We start from the raw sequence: 24,238 nt of genomic DNA on the forward strand, positions 1-24,238 counted from the left end.
TCAGTACCCCGGATCCGGCCGCACTTTTGAACCGTCACTGAACCGCGACAAGCGAAAGGCGGCCGGGTCCACGCAAGGCGTTGTTTCGGCAACCAGATCGGCCATCAGCCGCCCCGCCCCGGGCCCGATTCCGAAACCATGGCCCGAAAACCCCGTGGCAATGTACATTCCCGGCAGATCATCCACGCCCGAGATGACGGGAATGGCATCCGGCGTCACATCGATCATACCTGCCCAGCTTTGTACGATCTCGCCTGTTTGCACAGCGGGGTATCCCTTGCATGCACTGGCCCAGGCGCGTCGCAACGTTTTTTGAGACGGCTCAGGGTCAAGGATCCGGCACTGTTCGAATGGTGTCACATCGGTTGGCAGCCATCTTCGGTTCTGTTGTGCTTCGATCGTCCAGCGTTTGGACAGGCGAAAGCGCAGAGATTTCCACTCCTGCACAAAAGCCGGCAGGAACTGAATCGCCAATCGAAAACTGTCCGGCACGATGTCCACGGTATTCTCATGACCGGACGCAATAGTGTACCCGCCATCTGCCCGTTTTCGGATCGCAAAGTCATCCGACCACAACGCCGCCTCGGGCCCCTCTGCGATAGGGGATGTGCGCAGGACCGTATTCAGAACCTTCAACTGCGGCAGCTCGATCCCAGCATTTCCTGCAAACAGGCGCGACCACGCACCCCCGGCCAGAACGACGCGGCCGCTGGCAACTTTGCCGCGCTCGGTGAAAACACCGGCGATACGTCCAGCCTGAATGTCCAAACTGCGCACGGCGCAATTCGTCATGATCACCGCGCCTCGAGCCCGCGCAGCTTCGGCAATGGCGGGGGCTGTCCATTGAGGTTCGGCACGACCGTCCTGCGGCATGTACAAAGCGGTTTCAAAGCCCGATTGGTTGCCGTGCAAAAGGTCTGCCAACTCACCGCCCGAAACCATCCGCGCGCCGGTCTGCAATCCTTCGACATGGTGCAGCCAACGTTCCATGTTGCCGGCATCCCGCTTGCCGGATGCGCCAAAAAGGATACCGGATCGGGTGTAACCTGTCTTGCGGTCGAGCCGGTCATCGAGCGTCTGCCAGATGCGCGACGATTCCTGCATCAGGGGTATCTCTCTTGGGTCCCGCATCCCAAGACGGACCCAACCCCAATTGCGAGAACTTTGTTCGGCTGCAATCTGCCCTTTTTCGCACAAAAGAACCGAAGCGCCCCGCTCTGCCAGTTCCAATGCGGTTGAAACGCCGATGATTCCGCCGCCGATGACCACGACATCCACGGTTTTGGGCAGGGCAAGATCAGGTTCTACAGGAGTCGGTTTGGGCGCGGTCATCAATAAGCCTTACTCTGTCACTTGGACCGCTATGGAGACCAAAAGACAAAGCATGGGCAATACAAACTGCCACCGCAACATACGATTTTTGGCTTCTGTGACCCAGACGCCTGAGGTTAAAAGCGCGGGGCCAAAGGTTACGCTGCGCCGGACAGTTCCGCCCATTTCTGGCGCAAGATCGCGGACAACCGGTTTTCCTTCAGCGCCGCTTGCGCGGATACGTCTTCCTGTGGAAGCAATTGCGGAAACTCTGGCCGCAACATGGCCGCTTTCTGATCTTCCGACTGCCGCTGCTCATTCAACAGATCGGCAATTGCCGCATCCAGCTTTTCTTCATCGAAATCTTGCGGCAAAGATTCCATTGTACGCCATTTCAAAGGCGCATGAAGCGATCTTTCAACATTCTCGTACATTTCAACACCAAACCATTCACTCAGACATCCAACCCCGGATACGCCGCGATCACCACGTCAGGCCCTCGCCATCAACAACAATGCGTCGCATCCGCCCCACATTGGGCAACTTCCAAGCAAAAATGTGTCAGAAAAATGTCACCCAAGCAAGCCAGGGATGGCCTTTTTCGCCCCGTTGCACGGGCTTTGCTCCTCGATCATGGGACAATGCGCAGCGCGGAAACTTCACTGTTTCCGATCTGACGGGTTTGGCTTCGATTTCAGTGACGATCACGCCAGCGATTTACGATCGGGTACCGCCGGTCCAGCCAGAATGCCCGCTTGCTCAAGCGTGTGCCCGGAGCGGACTGGAACCGTTTGTACTCGCTGATATAGATCAGGTGCTCGACCTTTCGCGCGTCCGCCTCGTCAAATCCGGCGGCGACGCAATCCGCGATGGAGCCATCCTGATCGACCAGAATGTCAAGTATCGCGTCCAGTACGGGATAGTCCGGCAGACTGTCGCTGTCTTTCTGATCTTCGCGCAGTTCGGCGCTGGGGGGTTTGTCGATGACGGACGGGCGAATGACCTCTCCGTCAGGCCCCATCATCCAGTCTCGATGATTGGCGTTGCGCCAGCGGCAGGTTTCGAACACGCGGGTCTTGTACAGATCCTTGATCGGGTTGTAGCCGCCATTCATATCACCATAGATCGTGGCATAGCCCACCGCGACCTCGGACTTGTTGCCGGTGGTCAACAGCATTTCGCCGAATTTGTTCGAGATTGCCATCAGCAAAAGCCCGCGCAGGCGCGACTGAATGTTCTCCTCGGTCAAGCCTTCGTCCAACCCCGCAAATAGCGGAGCGAGCGTGTTGGTGACGGCAGCCCGGCTTTCCGAAATCGGCACATGGTCATAGTGCACACCCAGCGCCTTGGCGACGGCCTCGGCATCGTCCAATGACGCTTGGCTGGTATATTCCGACGGCAACATCACGCAGCGAACATTGTCGGCCCCGATGGCATCCACCGCGATGGTCGCCACCAACGCGGAATCGATCCCTCCGGACAGTCCCAGAACTGCTTTTTTGAAACCGGTCTTGCCCATATAGTCCCGCAGGGACTGCACCATCGCGCGATAATCCTGCTCCCACACATCCGGCTGGGGCACGATTTCTGTCGGCACAATGCGCCAGCCATCGTCGCCACGCTCAAGATCCACCTGCGCAACCACTTCGTCGAATACCGGCATCCGGAAGGCCAGCTCTCCGCCCGGGTTGAGACCGAAGCTGGCGCCGTCAAAGACCTGATCGTCCTGCCCGCCGACCATGTTCAGGTAGATCAGCGGCAGGCCCGTTTCGACCACGCGCGCGACCATATGGTTCAGACGTACATCGTATTTGTTCCGAAAATAGGGCGACCCATTGGGGATCAGCAGAAACTCGGCCCCGGTTTCCTCAAGCGTTTCGGCGACGTCAGTGTGCCAGCTATCCTCGCAGATGGGGCTGCCGATCCGGAAGTTGCCAACCGAATACGGACCGCCCAGAGGACCCGCATCATACAGGCGCACTTCGTCGAAAACAGTCTCATTCGGCAAGTGGTGCTTCAGAACCTTGCTGGTGATCCGCCCCCCCTTCAGGATCAGATAGGCATTGTACAACTTGCCATCATCGACCCACGGACCACCCAGGGCAATCGCGGGTCCATCGGCGCATTTTCCGGCCAGAGTCTCGACCGCATCCATGGCCGCGCGATGAAACACCGGCTTCAGCACCAGATCCTGCGTGTTGTATCCGGTGATGAACATCTCGGGGAACGCCACCAGATCGGCGCCCGCCGCTTTGCCCTGTTCCCACGCGGCAACGACCTTGGCCGCATTGCCGTCAATATCCCCTACGGTCGGGTTCAGTTGCGCCAGAGTGATGCGGAAACGGTCGGCCATGCTGCCCTCTTGCCTCGTCAGTCCTACTGCCATTTAGCAGATCACCGCGCGAGTAAAAGGCCAATGCGGCAAAACCCGTTGCCCTGCCCGCGACGGTACCCTAGTTTTGCGCCCAGGGATGCAACCAACGATGATCCGGCAGGCAGAACCAAAATGAATGTGATCCGAAACTCAATTGGGGCTGTGGCCATGAGCCTGGCAGCTGCGACCGCTGTTGCGCAGGACGGCACGATTATCGTCAAGGATGACGAAGTGGGCGGCGTCTACGAGGGCACTTATGAAAACGGCCTGCGCCACGGGACGGGTACGTATCGGCTGCCCAACGGGTTCGAATACACCGGCCAGTGGGTGGAAGGCGAAATTCAAGGCCAAGGCGTCACCAAGTACCCGGATGGATCGGTTTATGAAGGCGCGTTCGTCAAAGGTCAGCCGGACGGGCGCGGCAAGATCGTTTACGCCAATGGCAGCAGCTATGACGGTGAATGGTCCAACGGATCCATTAACGGCACGGGCATCGCTGAATTTGCCAATGGCTCGCGCTATGAGGGTGAGTTCAGGAACGCGCAACGGCACGGCAAGGGCAAACTGACCTTTCCCGACGGATATGTCTACGATGGCGACTGGGTGGACGGTCAGCGGCAAGGTAAGGCCACGATCACCTATGCCGATGGCAGCGTTTACGAAGGCGATGTCAACGCCGGCTTGCGCGATGGCACAGGCACCCAGACGATGCCTGACGGAATGGTGTACGAAGGCGAATGGACGCAGGACCAGATCACCGGAACTGGTCGCCTGACCTATGCCAATGGTGATGTGTATGAAGGCGAGCTTGTGCAGGGGCGCCGTCAGGGCAAAGGCAAAGTAACTCACGCGTCAGGGGACGTCTATGAGGGCGACTTTGTCGATGATCGCCGCCATGGCAAGGGCACGTTCACCGGAACCGATGGATTTGTGTACACCGGCGACTGGAACCAGGGTCAGATAGAAGGCCTGGGTGAGCTGACCTATCCCGACGGTTCGGTTTACGTGGGCGATTTCGTGGCCGATCTGGCGGAAGGAAACGGCCGCATTACCTATCCCGACGGCTCCACTTACGAGGGTGAGTGGATCGCTGGCGTTATCGAAGGTCAGGGTACAGCGACCTATGCCACCGGCATGATCTACAGGGGCCAGTTCAAAAACGCGCAAAGCCACGGCAAGGGTGTGATGACCCGCGCGGACGGTTCGATCTATGACGGAGACTGGGTCAACGGGGTCCGTCAGGGAAAAGGCAAGGCGACCTACTCTGACGGCACGGTCTACACCGGGGACTTCGTGAACGGAAAGCGTCACGGCAAAGGAGAAATCGTGACCCCTGCCGGGTTCAAGTATGTCGGCGACTGGTCCGAAGGCAAAATCAACGGTGAAGGCATAGCGACCTATTCGAACGGCGACGTCTATGAGGGCAACTTTGTCGACAACAAGAGGCAGGGCAGCGGAACCATGCGCTATGCCAACGGGCAAGAAGAAACTGGTATCTGGGAAAACGGTGTTTTGCCAAATCAAACCCCGGACCAGCAGGGCGGCGCAGACGCTCCGGCACAGCAGACAGACCCGGATTCAGAGGCGGCACAACCAGATCCGTCTGGCGAATGATCGCTCACCAAGGAACAGGTTTTCCGGCCCAGTCAAAGAACCCACCGGTATCCGCCGGGCGCAACCCGCCGATCACGGACATCAGGTTGCGCGCGGCTTCACCGGGTTCAACGGCAGGGTGCCGTCCCAGATATTTCCGAGTAAACTCTGTCTTGACCGTGCCGGGATGCAGCGCAACACATATCGCCTGTTTATGGGTCCGGGCCAATTCAATTGCCGAAGTATGGACGATTTGATTGACCGCGGCCTTGGCCGCGCGGTAGCTGATCCAGCCGCCCATCCGATTGTCGCCAATGGACCCGACCCGCGCGGACAATACAGCAAATACCGAACGCCGCTGTCGCGGCAACAACTGATGGGCCCGGCTTAGCACCAACGCCGGACCTACGGCATTCAGAGCAAACTGGTCCATCATTGCCCTTGCCGAAACAGATCGAATGGTCTTTTCGGGCGCATTGCCTGAAATTTCCAGCGCCCCGGAAGCGACAAGAACAAGATCGAACGGGCCCGATAAGCGATCAAGCATCCGGCTCGCTTGATCTGGCTCCATCAGATCGAACCCCTCGACAGAGCGCGAGAGGCACGTCACCGCAACGCCCTGTGCCTCCAATTGCTCGCGTACGGCCGCACCAATCCCGCCGGACGCACCAATGATCAAAGCAGTATCCATCTGTGACCAGCTAGCGGCATGGACGGATCAATCAAGGGACGGGAATTTCCAACCCCCTGCACCGCAACTTGTCGAAAATTGGTTCTTTTCATTCCCGGCGGCGTCTGTATAACCTCAGACCCATGATCAACTGCGCAGATATCCCTTTTGCCAAAGCCGCCCCTCGCGGCGCGGTTCTGCGTGGCCTACTGATCCTAATCCGCCTCTGAGCGTGCCATCCGGCGCGCCCGCTCAGAGGAGGACGCCAGCGCGCCAACAGGCTTTAGGACAGACAAGAAAGAGATTCCCATGACCAACGTGACCGACCAAGACCGCGTCTTGATCTTCGATACCACTTTGCGCGACGGCGAGCAGAGCCCCGGCGCGACCATGACCCATGACGAAAAGCTCGAGATTGCCGAACTGTTGGATGACATGGGCGTCGACATCATCGAAGCCGGTTTTCCGATCGCATCCGAAGGTGACTTCAAAGCGGTAACCGAGATCGCGCAACGATCCAAAAACAGCCGCATCTGCGGTCTGGCCCGCGCCAATTTCGCCGATATCGATCGCTGCTGGGAGGCGGTCAAACACGCGGAACAGAACCGCATTCACACCTTCATCGGCACCTCTCCACTGCACCGCGCCATTCCGAACCTGACTCAGGACGAGATGGCGGACAAAATTCACGAAACGGTCAGCCACGCGCGCAACCTGTGCGAAAACGTGCAGTGGTCGCCGATGGATGCAACCCGGACCGAATGGGATTACCTGTGCCGCGTCATCGAAATCGCGATCAAGGCCGGGGCAACCACCATCAACATCCCCGACACCGTGGGATATACTGCGCCTCTGGAATCCGCTGACCTGATCAAACGCCTGATCGAAACGGTTCCGGGCGCAGATGAGGTGATCTTTGCTACCCATTGTCATAACGACCTTGGCATGGCGACAGCGAACTCGCTGGCGGCCGTCATCGGTGGCGCACGCCAGATCGAATGCACCATCAACGGCCTGGGCGAACGCGCCGGTAACACTGCGCTGGAAGAGGTCGTGATGGCGATGCGCACGCGCAATGACATCATGCCCTTCCACACCGGGATCGACACGACCAAGATCATGCATATCTCGCGCCGGGTCGCCACGGTTTCGGGCTTCAACGTGCAGTTCAACAAGGCGATTGTCGGCAAGAACGCATTTGCCCACGAAAGCGGCATCCATCAGGACGGAATGCTCAAGAACCGCGACAATTTCGAGATCATGCGCCCCGAGGATATCGGCCTGTCGGGCACATCCCTGCCTCTGGGCAAGCACTCGGGCCGCGCGGCCCTGCGCGACAAACTTGAAACGCTGGGCTTTGAAGTTGGCGACAATCAACTCAAAGACATCTTTGTGCGGTTCAAGGATCTGGCGGATCGCAAGAAAGAAGTGTTCGACGACGATCTCATTGCGCTGATGACGTTGGACGAGGCGGACGACTATCTGCAATTGGTGTCGATGAAAGTCACCTGCGGCACCGGCGGCCAGGCGGAATCGACGGTCGAGCTGGAAGTCGACGGCAAGGACGTCATCGCAACTGAACACGGTGACGGGCCGGTAGACGCAACCTTCAAGGCGATCCGTGCGATTTACCCCAACACGGCCCGTTTGCAGCTGTATCAGGTTCATGCGGTGACCGAAGGCACCGATGCGCAGGCCACGGTTTCGGTCAGGCTGGAAGAAGATGGCATGATCGCCACGGGTCAGTCGGCGAACACGGATACTGTCGTGGCTTCGGCCAAAGCCTATATCCACGCGCTGAACCGCCTGATCGTGCGCCGGGAAAAGACCGGCCCGGGCGCGGATGCCCGCGAAATCAGCTACAAAGACCTGACCTGATCAAAATTGGCGCGGTTAGGGGCTCCCGCACCTGCGGGTGCCCGGCTGCGCCGAGCACCCTTGCAGCTTTGGGCCCGGCAGCGCGCCTGCGGCGCGCTGCCGGGCTCAACATGTTTGACGGCATCTCTGATGCAGGCAAACAGGGCGGGAGTATCAGTTGCATTTCTTTGGCTGGCCTCAGAGACCTGCAAATAGCTGCGACAGGCGTGTCGTCTCTTCCTCGATGCCGAATGGTGCGTTCAGAATGAACATCCCTGACCCCACCATCCGATGCCCCTCGCGCACCGGTGGGAATGTCACCTCATGGCAAATGGCCTTGGGGAAGTTTTGCGCTTTTAGCGTCGCGATCATCCGGGCGTGGCGTTTGTCCTTCAGAACCGGGTACCACAGCGCGATCACCCCGACATTCCATTTCCGGTGCAGTTTGGCAATCGCTGCGGGCAGTCGATCGTAGTCGGTCTTCACCTCATAGCTTGGGTCAATCAGCAATAGCCCCCGACGCGGCGTCGGAGGCAGCAGGGATTGCACCAGTTCAAACCCGTCCCGCCGATACACCTTCGCCCCGAACGGCGACATAGCCAAAGACAGCGCGGCATGTTCCTGGGGGTGCAGCTCGGCAAAATGCAGACTGTCCTGATCCCTCAACAGTTGTGCTGCAATCATCGGCGATCCCGGATAGGCCGCGTCGCCGTGCCGGGCCCGTGTGTTTTCCAGAACCCGCGCCATCGGATGTCCGGGGCCGAACCACCCTTCTCGTTTCGCGCGCTCGATTCCCGCCGCCGCCTCGCCCGTCCTCATGGATTCGTCCGCGTCCAACTGGTACAGCCCCCGCCCGGAATGCGTTTCGACATAGCTGAGCGGCTTGTCCTTCTGCGTCAAATAATTCAGCACCCAGGCCAGCAATGCGTGCTTTTGGACATCAGCCAGATTCCCGGCGTGGTAAATATGTTGATAAGAGAGCATTTTGCCTTCTAAAGTCCCATTCAATAAGGCGGAAAGGTGCTGATTGTCGCGGAATCAGCCCTTTTACCGGGCGTGATGGCACCCTATAAGTCATCCGTCCCGGAACCGTCGAGTCGCGGGCAGTAGAAAAACCGACATACAGGATCAGGGGAAACATGGGGATCTTTGGCAATCTGGGCGGCCTGTTCACAGCGGACATGGCCATCGACCTTGGAACGGCGAACACGCTGGTTTACGTCAAGGGGCGCGGTGTCATCCTGTCTGAGCCTTCGGTCGTAGCCTATCACGTCAAGGACGGCGTTAAGAAAGTTCTGGCCGTCGGCGAAGATGCCAAGCTGATGCTGGGACGAACGCCCGGTTCGATCGAAGCCATCCGCCCCATGCGTGAAGGCGTGATCGCCGACTTCGACACCGCCGAGGAAATGATCAAGCACTTCATTCGCAAGGTGCACAAACGTTCGACCTTTTCGAAACCCAAGATCATCGTCTGCGTACCTCACGGTGCGACCCCAGTCGAAAAACGCGCAATCCGTCAGTCGGTTTTGTCCGCAGGCGCGCGCCGCGCGGGCCTGATCGCGGAACCGATCGCCGCCGCCATCGGCGCGGGCATGCCGATCACCGACCCGACCGGCAACATGGTCGTCGACATCGGCGGTGGTACGACCGAAGTGGCCGTTCTGTCGCTGGGCGACATCGTCTATGCCCGCTCGGTCCGCGTAGGTGGCGACCGCATGGACGAAGCCATCATTTCGTACCTGCGCCGTCAGCAGAACCTGCTGGTCGGTGAATCCACTGCGGAACGCATCAAGACGACGATCGGCACGGCGCGGATGCCTGATGATGGCCGCGGCCAGTCGATGCATATCCGGGGTCGTGACCTGTTGAACGGCGTACCCAAGGAAATCGAGATCAGCCAGGCCCAGGTCGCCGAGGCGCTGTCGGAACCCGTCCAGCAGATCTGCGAAGCGGTGATGACCGCGCTGGAGACCACTCCGCCCGATCTGGCCGCCGATATCGTGGATCGCGGCGTCATGCTGACAGGCGGTGGTGCATTGCTGGGTGATCTGGATCTGGCCCTGCGCGAACAGACCGGCCTGGCCGTGTCCATCGCGGACGAAAGCCTGAATTGTGTGGCTTTGGGCACCGGCAAGGCGCTAGAATACGAAAAACAGCTGCGCCACGCGATTGACTACGAAAGCTGAGGCGCGCACCTTTTAGGGGCAGTCTGAATTCGGCACGAGCAGCACGGGAAGGTAACCTGTGGCAAAAGACCGATCACAGCGCGATGACTACACGACCCCTCTGCGCCGCTTGTTGTTGGGGATCGTCATCCTGTGCTTGCTGGGTATCTTTCTGGTTTGGCGGATCGACAGCCCGCGCGTCGAGCGGTTCCGCGCGCAGGTGGTGGACGCGGTCGTACCGTCGATGGATTGGGCCATGGTGCCCGTGACCGCCGCTGTGAACCTTGTGCGCGATTTCCAAAGCTACCAGCGTCTGAGCGAGCAGAACCGCGAGCTGCGCAGCGAACTGCGCCTGATGCGTGCCTGGAAAGAGGCCGCACTGCAATTGGAGCAGGAAAATGCGCGGCTGTTGGATCTGAACAATGTCCGCCTCGACCCGCGCCTGACATACATCACGGGTGTTGTGATGGCCGACAGCGGATCACCCTTTCGGCAGTCCGTCCTGTTGAATGTGGGGGAACGCGACGGGATCGTTGATGGCTGGGCCACGATGGATGGAATCGGGCTGGTTGGCCGAATTTCCGGCGTCGGGCCAGACACGGCTCGGGTGATCCTGGTGACGGATGCCACCAGTGCCATTCCGGCAACAATTCAGCCTTCTGGCCAGACCGCGTTGATCAAAGGAGACAATACTCCGGCCCCTGTGGTCGAGTTTCTGGAAAACCGAGAGCTGGTCCGCCCCGGTGATCGGGTGATCACATCCGGCGACGGTGGCGTTTTTCCGGCAGGCCTTTTGATCGGCCAGATCGCCGCAGATCCGGGCGGCCGCCTGCGCGTTCGCCTTTCAGCAGATTTTGAACGGCTCGAGTTTCTTCGTGTTCTGCGCTTCCATTCGCCCCCGCCGATTCAGGATCCGGGTGGGATCGTCGGGCCAACTCGGCCCGAAACTGCGCTTGTGCCGGATGAGGTCAGCGATGGATAGGCCCGCCTCATACAACTGGGCCATGCGCGGCCTTTACGTTGCGCTGGCCTTTGTCGTTCTGTTTCTGCATTTGCTGCCGCTTGATGCGCAACCGGATCGCTGGCCTTTTCCTGATGTATTGATTGCGCTGACCTTTGCCTGGGTATTGCGGCGCCCCGACTATGTGCCCACGCTGCTGGTCGCGTTTGTCATGCTGATGGCGGATCTGTTGCTGCAACGCCCGCCCGGCCTTCTGGCTGCGCTGGTGGTGTTTGGCACAGCCTATCTGCGCTCTGCCGCTCCGGGTATGAAGGACACTGGGTTTGTCGGAGAATGGATGTCTGTCGGTGTGGTGATTGCCATGGTCTTTTTGACGAACAGAGTCGTTTTGTCGATCTTGTCTGTGCAGCAGGCCGCTTTGTGGCCAGTCGTTATGCAACTTGTGCTGACAATCGCCTTCTACCCGTTCATCGTGCTGTTGAGCCAAAGCGTATTTGGCGTCCACCGCCTGTCTGCTGCGGATGCCGGAGCCGCAGGGGGCGGAGCATGAAACAACGCAAACCCAAGTCGCAGGGCCTTGCCTATAAACGCCTGCCACGCCGGGCGCTGTTGCTGGGCGGTTTGCAGGCGGCTTTTATCGGCGGGCTGGCCGCACGGATGCGTTTCATGCAGGTGGATCAGGCCGACGAATACCGCCTGCTGGCCGAAGAAAACCGCATCAACATTCGACTCATCCCGCCAACCCGTGGACGTATCTATGACCGCAATGGTCAAATCATCGGTCAGAACTCACCATCCTATCGCATCGTCATCGTGCGTGAAGACGCAGGTGACGTCGACAAGGTGATTGCCAAATTGTCGGAACTCATCCCGCTGAACGATGATGAGATCGAACGCGCCCGGACCGAAATGCGCCGATCAGCCCCGTTCCTGCCGGTCACTCTGGCGGATCAGGTCACTTGGGAAGACATCTCGAAAGTCGCAGTCAATGCCCCGGCCCTTCCGGGTGTGACGCCCGAAGTGGGCCTGACACGACAATACCCACGCTATGAGGATTTCGCCCATATCGTCGGCTATGTCGGCCCGGTCAGCGACTACGATCTCAGCAAGCTCGAAGACCCCGAGCCGGTTTTGCGAATTCCCAGGTTTCAGATTGGCAAGGTCGGGTTGGAAGCCAAGCAGGAAACAGCCCTGCGTGGCAAAGCCGGTGCAAAGCGTGTCGAAGTCAATGCCACAGGGCGGGTCATGCGCGAGCTGGACCGGCAGGAAGGTCAGCCGGGTGCGGACTTGCAATTGGCGATCGATGCCGACCTGCAACAATATGCGCAAGCGCGGCTGGCAGGAGAAAGCGCGGCGGCAATTGTTCTGGATTGCGAAACCGGGGACCTGCGCGCTGTCAGCTCTACACCCAGTTTTGATCCAAATCTGTTTGTGCGCGGTATCTCGGTCGCGGATTATCGGGCATTGACGGGGGACAAGTATCGCCCTCTGGCCAACAAGTCCGTGCAAGGCACTTATCCTCCGGGGTCGACGTTCAAGATGGTCACTGCATTGGCCGCGCTGGAGGCCGGCGTGATAGGCCCTGGAAACACAGTGTATTGCCCCGGGCACCTTAAGGTCGGCAGCCGCAGGTTCCACTGCTGGAAGCGCGGCGGGCATGGCACGGTCGATCTGAACCTGTCGCTGAAACGCAGCTGCGACGTCTATTACTACGACGTGGCTTTGCGGGTCGGGATCGACAAGATATCCGAAATGGCTCGTACTTTGGGCCTGGGCGTCAAACACGATATTCCGATGTCGGCGGTCGCCGCTGGACTTGCCCCCAATCAGGAATGGAAGCAGCGGACACACGGTCAGGATTGGCTGGTGGGCGACACGGCCAACGCGTCCATCGGGCAAGGGTTCATGCTGGCATCACCGCTTCAACTGGCCGTCATGACGGCTCGTATCGCCACCGGCCGATCGGTGACACCGCGCCTTGTACGTTCGATCGACGGTGTCGAACAGCCCTCGGGCGCAGGGGAACCGCTGGACATCAACGCCTACAATCTGGAACAGGTGCGCAAGGCCATGTACTCGGTCTCGAACGATCGGCGTGGGACGGCCTATCGCAGCCGCATCATCGCAGACGAGTTCCGCATGGCCGGCAAAACCGGCACCAGCCAGGTCCGCAACATCACCAAGGCCGAACGTGCCGCCGGCGTGATCCGCAACGAAGACCTGCCATGGGAGCGTCGCGACCACGCCTTGTTCGTCTGCTTCGCGCCCTATGACAATCCGAAATACGCGGTTGCCGTGGTCGTTGAACATGGCGGCGGCGGGTCCAAGGCGGCGGCACCGGTCGCCCGCGATATCATGCTTCAGGCGCTCTACAACGGTACCCCGCCGCTTGAGGCATATCCTGTTGCCGACCGCGAGCGGATCAAGGAACAGCAAAAACGGCTCGAGGGCGACCGTCGCCCCAAAGCGCGTCCCGACGGAAAGGACCGCGCATGAGCTATCTTGAATATGCCGTGAAATCCACGCCGTCGGGGTTTCGGAAATTCCTGTACATGAACTGGCCGCTAACCCTGTTGCTGATCAGCACGGCCAGCGCAGGGTTCCTGATGCTGTATTCGGTTGCAGGCGGGTCGTGGACACCCTGGGCAGAACCGCAGATGGAGCGGTTTGGGCTTGGCCTGATCGCGATGTTCATCATTGCTTTGGTTCCGATCTGGTTCTGGCGCAACATGTCCGTGCTGGCCTATCTCGGGTCGGTCGCGTTGCTGGTATTCGTGGAGTTGTTCGGCACCATCGGCATGGGCGCGCAGCGTTGGATCGACCTTGGGTTCATGCGCCTGCAACCCTCAGAAGTCATGAAGGTGGCCCTGGTCATGGTTCTGGCGGCGTATTACGACTGGCTGCCATCGCACAAGACGTCGCGCCCTCTTTGGGTCTTTGTTCCCGTGGCCCTGATTGTCCTGCCAACCCTGCTGGTTCTGAAACAGCCGGATCTCGGCACGTCGATCCTGCTGTTGGCTGCCGGTGGCGGGCTGATGTTTCTTGCGGGTGTCCACTGGGCCTACTTTGCAGCCGTCATTGCCGCCGTCGTGGGCCTGATCGCCGCCGTGTTCAACAGTCGCGGGACCGAATGGCAGTTGCTCAAGGATTATCAGTTCCGCCGGATCGACACGTTTCTTGACCCTTCTACCGATCCTTTGGGGGCCGGGTATCACATCACGCAATCCAAGATCGCCCTTGGTTCCGGCGGCTGGAACGGGCGCGGTTTCATGCAGGGTACGCAATCCCGGCTGAACTTCCTGCCCGAGAAACACACCGATTTCATCTTCACCACCCTCGCAGAGGAGTTCGGCTTTGTCGGGGGCATCACGCTCTTGGTTCTCTATGCCCTGATCCTTGTGTTCTGCATGGCGACCGCGCTGGCCACCAAGGATCGGTTCTCCTCTCTGGTTACTCTGGGCATCGCGCTGAACTTCTTCTTGTTCTTTGCCGTCAACATGTCGATGGTGATGGGCATGGCACCGGTCGTGGGCGTCCCACTGCCCATGGTCAGCTATGGCGGATCAGCCATGCTGGTGCTGATGGCCGCGTTCGGCATCGTCCAAAGCGCTCATATCCATCGCCCCCGCTGATCTGAAAGGCCCCCGATGCCCGTAAACGTTCTGTTTTCCGCGCGCCCTGCCCTGTGGCCCGTGTATGAACCGCTGCTCACTCGATACCTTGCAGAAGCTGGCGTAGAGGCGGAGATCAGTACGGAATTTGACCCGGATCAGGTTGATTACGTTGTCTACGCTCCGAATGGCGGGTTACTGGATTTTTCGCCCTTTTCGCGCCTGAAGGCGGTTCTGAGCCTTTGGGCCGGTGTCGAAAAGATCGCGGACAATGACACGCTGAGCGTCCCATTGGCACGGATGGTGGATCACGGGCTGACGCAGGGAATGACCGAGTGGGTGGTGGGCCACGTGCTGCGCTATCATCTGGGAATGGATCGCCACATCACCATCCAGGATGGCGTCTGGGCCCCGGATGCCCCACCTTTGGCGCAGCAGCGCAACCTGTGCATTCTGGGCCTCGGCGCGTTGGGTGAAGCCGCGGCCCGCGCCCTGGCCTCGCTGAATTTCACGGTCACTGGCTGGAGCCGCACCGCCAAGGATATCCCCGGCGTAACCAGTCTGCACGGTCCTGACGGGCTGCGTGATGCGCTTTCCCGAGCCGAGATACTGGTTCTGCTGCTGCCTGACACCGCTGCCACGGAAAACGCGTTGAATGCTGAAACGCTGGCCCTGCTGCCCAAAGGCGCGCGGATCATCAACCCGGGTCGCGGGCCCCTGATTGATGACGAAGCGCTGCTGGATGCCTTGAACTCGGGTCAGGTCGGTCACGCGACGCTGGATGTGTTCCGGGTCGAGCCCCTGCCCCCCGACCACCCGTATTGGTCACATCCGAACGTGACCGTGACCCCTCACATCGCGTCCGAGACCCGCCCGGTCACAGCCGCGCAGGTCATTTGCGAAAACATCCGGCGTGGCGAAGCCGGAGAGCCCTTCGTGCACCTGGTGGATCGCACATTGGGCTACTGATTTCAGGCCGCGATCAGACCGCGGCCTTTCAACAGGGCGTCAACCCCCGGCAATCTTCCCCGGAACGCCAGGTACAGGTCTTCTGCCTCGCGCGAACCGCCAGTGGACAGGATGTTGTCCTCAAGCGCCTTGGCGCGTTCGGGGTCAAAGGCACCACCCGCCTCTTCAAAGGCGGCAAAGGCGTCGGCATCCATCACTTCGGACCACATATAGCTGTAATACCCCGAGCTGTAGCCGTCGCCTGCGAAGACATGCGCGAAATGCGGAGTGGAGTGGCGCATTCCAATGGCCTTCGGCATCCCCAACCCGGCCAGAACTTCCGACTGTTTCGCCATCGGATCTGCCGGTGCCTCGCCATCGTGGAAGGCCAGATCGACAAGGGCCGAGGCGACATATTCCACCGTCTGGAATCCCTGATCGAAATTGGCCGCTTTCAGCACCTTTTGCAGCATTTCCTGCGGCATCGGCTCGCCCGTTTCCGCATGGGTCGCAAATTCGGCAAGGACCTCTGGCACTTCCAGCCAATGTTCGTAAAGCTGGCTGGGCAATTCCACGAAATCGCGCGCCACGGACGTGCCCGAGATGCTTTCATATGTCACGTTGGACAGCATCTGGTGCAGGGCATGGCCGAATTCATGAAACAGGGTCCGCGCGTCATCATAGGACAGCAAGGCGGGATCCCCCTTGGCGAAGTTGCAGACATTGATGACAACCGGTGTCTGCTTCTTTGGGAATTTGGCCTGTGCCCTCATCGCGCTGCACCAGGCACCTGACCGCTTGGACCCTCGTGCAAAGTAGTCTCCGATAAACACGGCAATATGCTGCCCGTCGCGGGTAACGTCCCAAGCCCGGCAATCCGGGTGATAGAGGGGTACGTCCAACGGTTTGAATTCCAGCCCGAAAAGCCGGTTGGCGCAGGCAAACGAAGCCTCGATCATGCGATCCAGTTGCAGATAGGGTTTCAACGCGGCCTCATCCAGATCGTGTTCCGCCTTGCGCCGCTTTTCAGCGTAGTACCGCCAATCCCAGGCTTCCAGCGGGCCGTTGATGCCGTCTTCCTGCATCATCTGCGTCAGAACTTCCGCGTCGGCGTCGGCGCGGGACTTGGCCGGTTCCCATACCTGCATCAACAGCTCACGCACCCGATCCGGCGTGCGCGCCATCTCGGTTTCCAGCTTGTAGTCGGCGAACGTGTCATAGCCCAGAAGCTTGGCGCGTTCTTCGCGCAAGGCCAGGATCTCGGCCGCGATGTCTCGGTTGTCGGTCTCGCCCCCATTGGCACCGCGCGCGGCCCAGGCACGATAGGCTTTTTCGCGCAGGTCCCGGCGGGGCGAAAACTGTAGGAATGGCACGATCAGCGACCGTGACAAGGTGACCACTGGTCCCTCGGCTTTCTTCTCCTGCCCCGCGGCACGTGCCGCGTCCACGACGAAATCCGGCAGGCCGTTCAGATCCTCTTCGGTCAGGTCCATGAACCAGTCCCGCTCATCCGCCAGCAAGTTCTGGGTAAACGACGTGCCCAGCGACGCGAGGCGCGACTTGATCTCTTGCATACGGGCGTCTTCGTCCCCCTCCAAGGCCGCGCCGGCACGCACAAAACCCCGGTGGGTCAACATCAGCACACGCGCCTGCTCCTCGGTCAGGTCAAGATCATCGCGCCGTGCCCATAGGTCGGCAACACGCTTGAACAGCGATTTGTTTGAAGAAATGCCCGAAAAATGCGCTGAAAGCCTGGGGGAAAACGCGCGTTGCAGTTCTTCCCGCTTGGGGTTGCTGTCCGCGCCCGCAATCGTGAAGAAGACCGACAGGACCTTGTCCAGTTGCCCACCCGCGGCCTCGAGCGCCTCGATCGTGTTGGCGAATGTGGGGGTATCCGGATTTGCAGCTATCGCATCAATCTCGGCGTTATGCTCTTTCATCGCCTGCTCCAGTGCGGGCGAGAAATCATCATCCGAGATATCGGAAAAAGGGGCGATTTCAAACGGTGTGGTCCAATTGGACAGGATCGGGTTGGTCATGCGGATCTCCTTTGATCCCATAGCTATGTCGCCATGGCCGGGTGTTCCAGAACACCCAACCCATGTGAAGAAAGGTTAATCGTTTCTCATGCCACACACGGGGCAATCGTCCCGGCGGGTCAGAACAATCTTGCGGCTTTCGCCATACAGCGCGTCATAGATCAGCATCTCGCCGCGCAGCGCCATGCCGGCGCCCGTTATTACCTTGATCGCCTCGACCGCCATCATCGACCCAACCACGCCCGGCAGCGGGCCGATCACTCCGGCCTCGGAACAGGAAGGGGCCAGACCGGGGGCCGGGGCCTCTGGGAAGATACACTGATAGCAGGGGCTGCCATTGGCCGGGTCAAACACACTCAGTTGACCTTCCCACTGTGACAAAGCCCCCGATATCAGCGGTTTGCCCAGCGCGACGGCGGTTCGGTTGGCCAGATACCGGGTCTCGAAATTGTCGGTCCCGTCAAGGATCAGATCGAAATCTGCAAACAGATCGGTGGCGATTTCCTCGCTCAAACGGCGGTGGTAGGGCAGAACAACGACGTTCGGGTTCTGCGCCTGCATCGCCTGCTGGGCCGAAAAGACCTTGGGCATTCCAATATCCGCGTCGCGGTGAATGACCTGCCGTTGCAGGTTGGCATTCTCGACGACGTCATCGTCGATGATCCCGATCGTGCCGACACCCGCAGCCGCCAGATATTGCAGCGCAGGTGCGCCCAGACCACCTGCGCCGATCACCAGCACGCGGGCTTTCTTAAGTTTTTTCTGACCGGGCCCACCCAGTTCGCGCAACACGATATGGCGGGCATAGCGGTCCAGCTCGGCCTCGGTAAATCGGTCCGAGGGCATGTCGGGCTCCGGTTCCGAAGTTGAAACTGCGCGGTTGCGTAAGGCTTTGAGTATTCTGCCATACAGCAAAGCCAGCGCCGCGAAACCCACGAGGATCAGCCAAAGCGCCGCAGACCCACCCGTTGCTTCGCGAAGAGGGTGCCCATCCGGCAAGATCAGATGGGACAGTATGACGCCGGCCAACAACACACTCACGGAAACCACCCGCGCTTTTTGGGACGTGCCGGCGAAATAACCGACGCCCCAAAGCCCCGCAGCCAGGATGAAAACCAACAGCATCAGCCGCGCCCGGTCGAGCCGAAACCGCCAGCCCCGCGATCGGTTTCGCCCAGCGCCTGAGCCAGTTCAAACCTGGCCTGCACCACCGGCGCGACCACAAGCTGCGCGATACGATCTCCGTGGGCGATCTCGAACCGTTCCTGGCCCGCATTCATCACGATCACGCCCAAGGGCCCACGATAGTCGCTGTCGATGGTGCCCGGCGTGTTGGGCAGTGTAATCCCATGTTTCAACGCAAGGCCCGAGCGGGGCCGAACCTGCACCTCATACCCTTGCGGGATTTCAATGCGCAGGCCGGTCGGCACCAGCGCCCGCTGACCGGGGTCCAGCGTAATCGGCGCGCCGTCGGGCAGATTGGCACGCACGTCCGCGCCGGCCGCCCCCGAGGTTTCGTAAGAGGGAAGCGCCACGGCGGGGTCTGCCCCGTCTTCGCGGATCACCCGGATTGCAACCATGCCCTTGCCTTTCCTTCAGCCTGCCAACGCGTCCGCGATTTTCGCCGCCAGACGCCGGGCAACTTCGTCTTTCCCCATACGGGGCCATTCCTCGGCCCCGTTGTCCGAAATCAGGATGACCGCATTCTCTGACCCGCCCATAATGCCTGTTGCAGGGCTGACATCGTTGGCGACGATCCAGTCACAGCCTTTGCGCAGACGCTTGGCCGTGGCGTGTTCAATCACATTGTCGGTCTCGGCCGCAAAACCGACAACCAACGGCGGACGGTTCGCTTCCATCCTGGAAACACGTTTCAGAATGTCCGGGTTTTCGGTGAATTCCAGTACCGGCAGGCCATCGCGGCTTTTCTTCAGCTTCTTGTCCGACGCGCTGGCGATACGCCAGTCCGCGACCGCAGCCGCGAATATTCCGGCATCGACGGGCAGAGCTGCATCAACCGCATCAGACATCTGTTGCGCGGTTTCGACAGGTACGACCCGCACACCCGCCGGGGGCGGCACGTCTGCCGGGCCAGTCACAAAGGTCACCTCGGCCCCCAATTCCGCCAGCGCCCGGGCTACGGCGGCACCTTGGGCCCCGGACGAGCGGTTGGCTATATACCGGACCGGATCTATCGGCTCATGCGTCGGGCCGGACGTCACCAGCACCCGCTTGCCCGTCAAAGGCCCCGCAGACAACCGAGCCTCAATCGCCGTGACAATTTCCAGCGGCTCGGACATGCGCCCCGGGCCGTATTCGCCACAGGCCATGTCGCCTTCGTTCGGGCCCACAAAGCGCACGCCATCCGCTTGCAGCTGCTTCAGGTTTCGCTGTGTTGCCGGGTGGGTCCACATCCGCACATTCATCGCGGGCGCACACAGAACGGGTGTGTCCGTGGCCATCAGAAGGGTCGAGGCCAGATCGTTGGCCAACCCTGCGGCCATCTTGCCCATCAGATCCGCCGTTGCGGGGGCCACGACGATCAGATCCGCAGAGCGGGACAGTTGAATATGCCCCATCTCGGCCTCATCGGTGAGATCAAACAGATCGCGATAGCCTTTTTCACCTGCCAGAACCGATACGGACAACGGCGTCACAAACTCTTCCGCAGCGCGCGTCAATACAGGGGTTACGTCCGCGCCACGCTCGCGCAACCTGCGGATCAGGTCCAGCGATTTGTAGGCCGCGATTCCGCCACCGATAATCAGCAGAATGCGTTTGGATGACAGCATGTTCAGCCCTTCCTGTCCCGGTCGGCCCCGACATTAGGCAAGGCCCGCAGGTAGTTCCAGCGATTAATTCTGAACCTGAAATGCCGCACAGGGGTCTTCGCGCTCGGCCGTGGGGCTATCAATCACGATATCGAATTCTCCGTCGATCGCTCCATCCTCGGATTGTCCGACGGCCACGACTTTCCAACCTGGTCTGAGGCGCGCTAGATAGGTCGGTATGCCCCGGTCCTTTCGCGCGTGACCATTTCCAGTAATCACGGCAACCGGACCCCCGGTTTCGTCCATCGCACGGACCACAGCACGGGCCAGCACAGCATCGCGCAATCGTTGGATCGCAACCATCTGGGGCAACATTTCAGCCGGAAGCGCATCGCAATGCGCCGCCAACTGGTCGGCTTCGCGCGCGGCCTGTTCTTCGGGCGATAGAGGCACCGTCAGGCCATAACGCGCCGCGTCTGCCCCCAACGCCGTGGCGGCACCGCGTTCCATAGCGGCACGCGCGGCAGCTCGCGGAACCATAGCCCCGTAAACCGGCGCGCCTGACGCCTCGAACACCGGATAATACATGCTGAGCGGCGGCCAGCCACTTTCAGCCCATTTCAGAATGCGGCTCAGTTCTTCCGGGTTTGACACAGCTTTCTGAGCGAGTCTCTGCGCGCCCTCTTCCGTGACCATTTCCCAGACGACGGCCGAAGGTGAAACAGCTTCAAGCGCCTCGGCCTGCACCAAATGATGCGTCGGGTTGTCGTGAACTTCCCCCAATATCAAGACATCGGCGTCCCGCATCGCGGACATGGCATCAGCGGGAACAAGTCTATCTGCCAGCCCCGGTCGCGCTGCCGCAACCGTAAGACCCAGAACAAACGCAAGAATCGCAAACTGTTTCATGCGATGAAGTGTTGCACCTCGCGCGACTGGGCTTCAAGGTTCTTGCGCATTTTCGCAAAGGCTGCGGCCTCAAGCTGTCGTACACGTTCTTTTGACAGACCCAGCTCGGTTCCCAGGCTTTCCAGGGTTCGCGCAGGGTCTCGCAGCTTGCGCTCGCGCACAATGAAACGCTCGCGATCATTCAAGGCATTCATCGCCGTCAACAGCCACTTGCGCAACTGTTCGGTATCATGGCTGTGTTCAACTGCTTCGGCTGCCTGCTCGCGGTCATCTTCCAGGGCATCGATCCACTCGCGCCCATCCTCATCAGCGGATTGCACCGCATTCAGCGAAAAATCAGAGCCGGACAGACGACCTTCCATCATCTCGACGTCGCGCAGCGGCACACCGATTTCCGTGGCGATCATCTGGTGTAACTGATGACGGTCCAGTTCCTGCCCTTCGGTGGCGGCTTCCCGTTCCAGCCGGGCCTGAACGCGACGCATGTTGAAAAACAGCGATTTTTGAGATGAGGTTGACCCGGTCCGAACCATGGACCAGTTCCGCATCACATAGTCCTGAATGCTTGCCTTGATCCACCATACGGCATAGGTCGAAAACCGCACGCCGCGATCTGGGTCGAACTTGTCTGCGGCCTTCATCAGGCCAAGGCCTGCTTCCTGAATGAGATCATTCATCGGCGCGCCATAGCGCTTGAACTTGGCCGCCATCGAAATCGCCAGACGCATATAGGCGGTGATCAGACGGTGCAACGCCTGTTCATCACGCTCATCACGCCATGCATAAGCCAGTTTCAGTTCGGTTTCCGCATCCAGCAGCTCGGCCTTCATTGCTTGCCGGGACATCGAAAAGTCCGTCGCATTATCCAGTGCCATAAACCTCTCCCCTGTTTGCAGGTACTGGTCAGACTTGCTTTGCCGACCTATGACCATTACGCAAAACAGCACCAAACGGATCAACTATAGGTAAGTACTGTGTCGCCGGATTTAACCTTGGTTCTGGGCGGGGCCGCGTCGGGCAAGTCGGTTTTCGCCGAAGAACTGGTTGTTTCTCAGGGGAAAAGCCGAGTTTACCTTGCGACATCACAAGTGTTTGATGACGAGATGCGCCAGAAGATTGAGCGCCATCTTGAACAACGCGGCGACGGGTGGACTACGGTTGAAGAACCTTTCGATCCGGGGCCGGTTCTGGCCACGTTGTCGCCCGATCAGATTTGCCTGATTGACTGCGCCACCATGTGGCTGAGCAACCACCTGCTGGCCGAAACCGATCTGGAAGCGGCACAAACCGCCCTGCTTGACGCCCTTCGTGCATGCCCTGCGCAAATCGTGATCGTCTCGAACGAAGTTGGCCACGGCATTGTCCCGGACAACGCCCTGGCCCGCCGGTTTCGCGAAGCACAGGGGCGGCTGAACATCGCGCTTGCAGCGCAGGCCGATCTGGTGGTGCAGATCACTGCCGGGTTGCCCTTGGTTCTGAAAGGGCAAATGCCGTGATGCGCCTTCACCTTGTTCGACACGGGCCGACACATGCGAAAACCATGGTCGGCTGGTCCGACCTGCCCGCTGACCTTAGCGATACAGCCGCACTGAAACGTCTGCACGACCATTTGCCGCCCGAGGCGCTTGTGATCTCGTCCGATCTGTCACGGGCGGTTGACACCGCCACGGCCATACAAGGTCAACGTCAACGCCTTCCCCATCATCCGGGCTTGCGGGAAATCCATTTTGGCGACTGGGAGTTGCGCGGATTTTCCGAAATCGAAGCCGAAGACCCGGAACTGGCCTTTTCATATTGGGACAACCCCGGCGATGTCCGCCCGCCGCAAGGTGAAAGCTGGAACGACGTCCGCAATCGGGTTGATGCGGCGATCGACACGCTTGTTTCAGTACATTCAGGCCGCGATCTGGTCATCGTCGCGCATTTCGGCGTTATCCTTACTCAGGTGCAGCGCGCCCTTGATCTGGACGGACAACAGACCTTTTCACACCGAATCGACAACCTGTCGGTAACGGATATCCTGATCGACGCAGGCAGGTGGTCCGTCGGTACGATCAATCACCTTCCGTGAACAGACCCCACACAAATCACTGTTTTACCGGGTTGCGAACCTGCGGCATCGTCTGCGTATGACATATGATTTGTATATCGGCGACCGCCTCTTCTCCAGCTGGTCAATGCGTGGCTGGTTGATGCTTGAGAAATTCAACCTTCCCTACAGAAGCCACATGATTGGCCTGTATTCGGGCACCATGGCACAGGATATGGAGCCCTTGGCCCCAGCGCGACTTGTGCCTGCCCTGCGCCTGCCGGAAGGAACTGTGGTGGGCGAAAGCCTGGCCATGGCTGAAACCCTGGCCGAGCGCCACCCTGATGCCGGCTTGTGGCCATCAGATCCCGCCGCCCGGGCAACCGCCCGCTGGCTATGCGCCGAGATGGTGGCAGGGTTTGGTGCCTTGCGGGATGAATGCCCGATGCAATTGCTGCACGTCTGGCAGGGTTTCGACCCCTCAGATGAAACACTGGCAGATCTGGCACGCATCGCAATACTCTGGGACCATGCACGCAAAGTGTCCGGTGCGGGACAAGGCCCGTTGTTCGGCGCGTATTCGCTGGCGGACGTGTTTTACACACCTGTCGCAGCGCGGATCATCGGATATGGGCTGCCAGTTTCCAAGGCGAACCGGACCTATTGCCTGGACCTGTTGTCAGACCCCGCCGTCAGACAATGGCGCGCAATGGGCCTGACTGTCAGATACGACCCTTTTCCCTATCGTCAGGATTTGCCGTCCAAGCCCTGGCCGATCGGAGGGGTTTCAACCGCCAAGCCGGTCTCCGGCCCGTCAATCAACCAAGTTTGCCCGTATTCCGGCAAACCCGTTGCGGAATTTCTGGAGTTGGATGGAAAATGCTGGGGCTTCTGCAATCCATTCTGCCGCGACAAAACAATTGCCGATCCCGACGCGTGGCCAAAATTCGCTGCATTGCGCGCAACCGTTAACGACTCTTAAACCACAATCATGGCAGCA

The 24,238-nt window shown here is 59.9% G+C and carries 22 protein-coding genes; 11 read left to right on the plus strand and 11 right to left on the minus strand.

What is annotated here, in order from left to right; translation table 11 throughout:
- From I9185_RS13425 to I9185_RS13435, 3 genes are all read right to left on the minus strand, one after another.
- Complete coding sequence (locus I9185_RS13425) at positions 1-1,332, minus strand: FAD-binding oxidoreductase (protein ID WP_171724237.1); 1,332 nt, start codon at positions 1,330-1,332, stop codon at positions 1-3.
- A gap of 137 nt (positions 1,333-1,469) precedes the next feature.
- Positions 1,470-1,694 carry a hypothetical protein gene (locus I9185_RS13430; protein WP_245218113.1) on the minus strand — a complete coding sequence of 75 codons (225 nt, stop codon included), beginning with the start codon at positions 1,692-1,694 and terminating at the stop codon, positions 1,470-1,472.
- A 311-nt stretch (positions 1,695-2,005) separates the two neighbouring features.
- Complete coding sequence (locus tag I9185_RS13435) at positions 2,006-3,664, minus strand: NAD+ synthase (protein ID WP_210093304.1); 1,659 nt, start codon at positions 3,662-3,664, stop codon at positions 2,006-2,008.
- A 189-nt stretch (positions 3,665-3,853) separates the two neighbouring features.
- On the opposite strand from I9185_RS13435, the gene I9185_RS13440 reads away from it, so the two are divergent.
- Entirely contained in the window at positions 3,854-5,299 is a 1,446-nt protein-coding gene (locus I9185_RS13440; RefSeq protein WP_245223565.1) for a 2-isopropylmalate synthase, read from the plus strand.
- Positions 5,300-5,303: 4 nt separating this feature from the next.
- Here I9185_RS13440 and I9185_RS13445 read toward each other — a convergent pair whose 3' ends face one another.
- Entirely contained in the window at positions 5,304-5,969 is a 666-nt protein-coding gene (locus I9185_RS13445; protein WP_171634821.1) for an SDR family NAD(P)-dependent oxidoreductase, read from the minus strand.
- 288 nt (positions 5,970-6,257) lie between these two features.
- On the opposite strand from I9185_RS13445, the gene I9185_RS13450 reads away from it, so the two are divergent.
- Complete coding sequence (locus I9185_RS13450; RefSeq protein WP_171634829.1) at positions 6,258-7,826, plus strand: 2-isopropylmalate synthase; 1,569 nt, start codon at positions 6,258-6,260, stop codon at positions 7,824-7,826.
- A gap of 177 nt (positions 7,827-8,003) precedes the next feature.
- Here I9185_RS13450 and rlmJ read toward each other — a convergent pair whose 3' ends face one another.
- Positions 8,004-8,789, minus strand: a complete 786-nt coding sequence (gene rlmJ / locus I9185_RS13455; protein WP_210093306.1) for a 23S rRNA (adenine(2030)-N(6))-methyltransferase RlmJ — start codon at positions 8,787-8,789, stop codon at positions 8,004-8,006.
- A 155-nt stretch (positions 8,790-8,944) separates the two neighbouring features.
- Here rlmJ and I9185_RS13460 point away from each other — a divergent pair, with 155 nt between their 5' ends.
- From I9185_RS13460 to I9185_RS13485, 6 genes are read left to right on the plus strand one after another with little or no spacing between them, the layout of a single operon-like run.
- Positions 8,945-9,991: a rod shape-determining protein gene (locus tag I9185_RS13460; RefSeq protein ID WP_039523195.1), complete on the plus strand. Its 1,047-nt coding sequence runs from the start codon at positions 8,945-8,947 to the stop codon at positions 9,989-9,991.
- A 58-nt stretch (positions 9,992-10,049) separates the two neighbouring features.
- Positions 10,050-10,952: a rod shape-determining protein MreC gene (gene mreC, locus I9185_RS13465; RefSeq protein ID WP_170346418.1), complete on the plus strand. Its 903-nt coding sequence runs from the start codon at positions 10,050-10,052 to the stop codon at positions 10,950-10,952.
- Entirely contained in the window at positions 10,945-11,481 is a 537-nt protein-coding gene (locus I9185_RS13470; RefSeq protein WP_210093307.1) for a rod shape-determining protein MreD, read from the plus strand. Before mreC ends, I9185_RS13470 begins: the two co-directional genes overlap by 8 nt.
- Positions 11,478-13,427 (plus strand): penicillin-binding protein 2, encoded by a 1,950-nt coding sequence (gene mrdA, locus I9185_RS13475; protein ID WP_171331337.1) that lies wholly within the window; start codon positions 11,478-11,480, stop codon positions 13,425-13,427. Before I9185_RS13470 ends, mrdA begins: the two co-directional genes overlap by 4 nt.
- Positions 13,424-14,563: a rod shape-determining protein RodA gene (rodA, locus tag I9185_RS13480; RefSeq protein ID WP_210093308.1), complete on the plus strand. Its 1,140-nt coding sequence runs from the start codon at positions 13,424-13,426 to the stop codon at positions 14,561-14,563. Before mrdA ends, rodA begins: the two co-directional genes overlap by 4 nt.
- Positions 14,564-14,578: 15 nt before the next feature.
- Complete coding sequence (locus I9185_RS13485) at positions 14,579-15,511, plus strand: glyoxylate/hydroxypyruvate reductase A (RefSeq protein ID WP_210093309.1); 933 nt, start codon at positions 14,579-14,581, stop codon at positions 15,509-15,511.
- A gap of 2 nt (positions 15,512-15,513) precedes the next feature.
- Here I9185_RS13485 and I9185_RS13490 read toward each other — a convergent pair whose 3' ends face one another.
- The 6 genes from I9185_RS13490 to I9185_RS13515 all read right to left on the minus strand — a co-directional run bounded on the left by I9185_RS13490 (position 15,514) and on the right by I9185_RS13515 (position 22,084).
- On the minus strand, positions 15,514-17,529 hold the full coding sequence (locus I9185_RS13490) for a M3 family metallopeptidase (RefSeq protein WP_210093310.1): 2,016 nt from the start codon (positions 17,527-17,529) through the stop codon (positions 15,514-15,516).
- A gap of 75 nt (positions 17,530-17,604) precedes the next feature.
- Positions 17,605-18,654: a HesA/MoeB/ThiF family protein gene (locus I9185_RS13495; protein WP_210093311.1), complete on the minus strand. Its 1,050-nt coding sequence runs from the start codon at positions 18,652-18,654 to the stop codon at positions 17,605-17,607.
- A complete protein-coding gene (gene dut, locus I9185_RS13500; RefSeq protein WP_152456882.1) occupies positions 18,654-19,109 on the minus strand; it encodes a dUTP diphosphatase in 456 nt (151 codons plus the stop codon). Before dut ends, I9185_RS13495 begins: the two co-directional genes overlap by 1 nt.
- A gap of 15 nt (positions 19,110-19,124) precedes the next feature.
- Positions 19,125-20,321 carry a bifunctional phosphopantothenoylcysteine decarboxylase/phosphopantothenate--cysteine ligase CoaBC gene (gene coaBC / locus I9185_RS13505; RefSeq protein WP_210093312.1) on the minus strand — a complete coding sequence of 399 codons (1,197 nt, stop codon included), beginning with the start codon at positions 20,319-20,321 and terminating at the stop codon, positions 19,125-19,127.
- A 63-nt stretch (positions 20,322-20,384) separates the two neighbouring features.
- Positions 20,385-21,209 carry a ChaN family lipoprotein gene (locus I9185_RS13510; protein ID WP_171634850.1) on the minus strand — a complete coding sequence of 275 codons (825 nt, stop codon included), beginning with the start codon at positions 21,207-21,209 and terminating at the stop codon, positions 20,385-20,387.
- Positions 21,206-22,084: an RNA polymerase factor sigma-32 gene (locus tag I9185_RS13515; protein WP_152456879.1), complete on the minus strand. Its 879-nt coding sequence runs from the start codon at positions 22,082-22,084 to the stop codon at positions 21,206-21,208. Before I9185_RS13515 ends, I9185_RS13510 begins: the two co-directional genes overlap by 4 nt.
- A gap of 99 nt (positions 22,085-22,183) precedes the next feature.
- On the opposite strand from I9185_RS13515, the gene cobU reads away from it, so the two are divergent.
- From cobU to I9185_RS13530, 3 genes are read left to right on the plus strand one after another with little or no spacing between them, the layout of a single operon-like run.
- Positions 22,184-22,705 (plus strand): bifunctional adenosylcobinamide kinase/adenosylcobinamide-phosphate guanylyltransferase, encoded by a 522-nt coding sequence (cobU, locus tag I9185_RS13520; protein ID WP_210093313.1) that lies wholly within the window; start codon positions 22,184-22,186, stop codon positions 22,703-22,705.
- Positions 22,702-23,280, plus strand: coding sequence for a histidine phosphatase family protein (locus I9185_RS13525; RefSeq protein ID WP_210093314.1), 579 nt, complete (start codon positions 22,702-22,704; stop codon positions 23,278-23,280). The genes cobU and I9185_RS13525 overlap by 4 nt, the downstream gene beginning before the upstream one ends.
- Before the next feature lie 58 nt (positions 23,281-23,338).
- A complete protein-coding gene (locus I9185_RS13530) occupies positions 23,339-24,220 on the plus strand; it encodes a glutathione S-transferase (RefSeq protein WP_210093315.1) in 882 nt (293 codons plus the stop codon).
- Positions 24,221-24,238 lie beyond the last annotated feature (18 nt).

This window comes from Ruegeria sp. HKCCSP346 (genome assembly GCF_017872595.1).
Taxonomy (GTDB): domain Bacteria; phylum Pseudomonadota; class Alphaproteobacteria; order Rhodobacterales; family Rhodobacteraceae; genus Ruegeria.

Coding starts and splice junctions, on each gene's coding strand:
- dut (WP_152456882.1), bottom strand. CDS start 19,109: ATGGTTGCAATCCGGGTGATCCGCGAAGACGGGGCAGACCCCGCCGTG.
- I9185_RS13445 (WP_171634821.1), bottom strand. CDS start 5,969: ATGGATACTGCTTTGATCATTGGTGCGTCCGGCGGGATTGGTGCGGCC.
- I9185_RS13490 (WP_210093310.1), bottom strand. CDS start 17,529: ATGACCAACCCGATCCTGTCCAATTGGACCACACCGTTTGAAATCGCC.
- I9185_RS13510 (WP_171634850.1), bottom strand. CDS start 21,209: ATGAAACAGTTTGCGATTCTTGCGTTTGTTCTGGGTCTTACGGTTGCG.
- I9185_RS13485 (WP_210093309.1), top strand. CDS start 14,579: ATGCCCGTAAACGTTCTGTTTTCCGCGCGCCCTGCCCTGTGGCCCGTG.
- I9185_RS13430 (WP_245218113.1), bottom strand. CDS start 1,694: ATGGAATCTTTGCCGCAAGATTTCGATGAAGAAAAGCTGGATGCGGCA.
- I9185_RS13530 (WP_210093315.1), top strand. CDS start 23,339: ATGACATATGATTTGTATATCGGCGACCGCCTCTTCTCCAGCTGGTCA.
- I9185_RS13470 (WP_210093307.1), top strand. CDS start 10,945: ATGGATAGGCCCGCCTCATACAACTGGGCCATGCGCGGCCTTTACGTT.
- mrdA (WP_171331337.1), top strand. CDS start 11,478: ATGAAACAACGCAAACCCAAGTCGCAGGGCCTTGCCTATAAACGCCTG.
- I9185_RS13450 (WP_171634829.1), top strand. CDS start 6,258: ATGACCAACGTGACCGACCAAGACCGCGTCTTGATCTTCGATACCACT.
- I9185_RS13495 (WP_210093311.1), bottom strand. CDS start 18,654: ATGCTGTTGGTTTTCATCCTGGCTGCGGGGCTTTGGGGCGTCGGTTAT.
- I9185_RS13515 (WP_152456879.1), bottom strand. CDS start 22,084: ATGGCACTGGATAATGCGACGGACTTTTCGATGTCCCGGCAAGCAATG.
- I9185_RS13460 (WP_039523195.1), top strand. CDS start 8,945: ATGGGGATCTTTGGCAATCTGGGCGGCCTGTTCACAGCGGACATGGCC.
- I9185_RS13440 (WP_245223565.1), top strand. CDS start 3,854: ATGAGCCTGGCAGCTGCGACCGCTGTTGCGCAGGACGGCACGATTATC.
- rlmJ (WP_210093306.1), bottom strand. CDS start 8,789: ATGCTCTCTTATCAACATATTTACCACGCCGGGAATCTGGCTGATGTC.
- coaBC (WP_210093312.1), bottom strand. CDS start 20,321: ATGCTGTCATCCAAACGCATTCTGCTGATTATCGGTGGCGGAATCGCG.
- I9185_RS13435 (WP_210093304.1), bottom strand. CDS start 3,664: ATGGCCGACCGTTTCCGCATCACTCTGGCGCAACTGAACCCGACCGTA.
- I9185_RS13425 (WP_171724237.1), bottom strand. CDS start 1,332: ATGACCGCGCCCAAACCGACTCCTGTAGAACCTGATCTTGCCCTGCCC.
- rodA (WP_210093308.1), top strand. CDS start 13,424: ATGAGCTATCTTGAATATGCCGTGAAATCCACGCCGTCGGGGTTTCGG.